This window comes from Massilia sp. CT11-108 (assembly GCF_047302915.1).
GTDB lineage: Bacteria > Pseudomonadota > Gammaproteobacteria > Burkholderiales > Burkholderiaceae_D > Telluria > Telluria orientalis.
The window spans coordinates 1-328 of sequence record NZ_JBKYMO010001381.1 but is presented as its reverse complement, the minus strand read 5'-3'; the positions used below and the strand labels follow the sequence as shown (position 1 = coordinate 328).

Annotated in this window: 1 protein-coding gene; it reads left to right on the top strand. The window is 72.0% G+C overall.

Annotation, left to right across the window (positions count from 1 at the left end; translation table 11 throughout):
• Positions 1-328 (top strand): AraC family transcriptional regulator ligand-binding domain-containing protein (locus ACEN88_RS34900; RefSeq protein WP_413347006.1); only part of this gene is annotated, 328 nt, incomplete at both ends.

Below are 328 nucleotides of genomic sequence, written 5' to 3'. Positions count from 1 at the left end.
TCGGCGGCGCGCGCGCCGTGCCGCAGGCGCGCTACGACTTCACCTGGAACCTGCTGCTGGCGACGTTGCGCTTCGTCGGCAGCAAGCCCGACCTGAAGCCGGCGCTCGTCGAATACGCGTATCCGGCCCCGCTCGACACGGCGCCGTACGTGCGAAAGTATGGGTGCCCCGTGCGTTTCGGCGCGCCCGCGAACGCGGTCGAATTCGCCAATGCCGACATCACGGCGCCGATTCCGACCGCGAACCCGCTCGCGGCGGAAGGCCTGTTCCGCCTGCTCGACGAACGCCTCGCGCAGGCCGAGCGCACGAGCGTGGCCGCGCGCGTGCG